This window comes from Roseomonas acroporae, from assembly GCF_023223525.1.
Taxonomy (GTDB): domain Bacteria; phylum Pseudomonadota; class Alphaproteobacteria; order Acetobacterales; family Acetobacteraceae; genus Roseomonas_E; species Roseomonas_E acroporae.
The window spans coordinates 1-351 of record NZ_JALPRX010000121.1 but is presented as its reverse complement, the minus strand read 5'-3'; the positions used below and the strand labels follow the sequence as shown (position 1 = coordinate 351).

At 66.7% G+C, this 351-nt stretch carries 1 protein-coding gene; it reads left to right on the top strand.

Annotated elements, in window-relative coordinates:
• A partial coding sequence (locus tag M0638_RS23840) for a transposase (RefSeq protein WP_248669459.1) occupies positions 1-319 on the top strand: 319 nt, incomplete at its 5' end.
• Between the last annotated feature and the right edge of the window lie 32 nt (positions 320-351).

Sequence of the window (351 nt, the reverse complement as noted above, 5' to 3'; positions counted from 1 at the left end):
TTGGTACCGCAAAGAGCGACCCACCTTCTCCGATACCCTCGCCGCGACAATCACCGCAGCGAGGCGGCTCGCAGCCGTGCTGCGGCGGCGGAGCAGCGAAGCACTCGATGATGTCCTCGCTGCTGCCGCCGCGACGCCGCTGGCCGGCTTCGTCACCACGCTGCGCAAGGACATCGCCGCCGTGAACGCCGCTCTCGACCTACCCTGGACCACCAACCCCGCCGAAGGGCAGATCAACCGCATCAAGATGATCAAGCGCACCATGTATGGCCAGGCAGGCTTCGAACTCCTCCGCGCCCGCGTTCTCCATGCCGCCTGACGCCGCGATGGCAGTACGGGAAATGCGGGAGA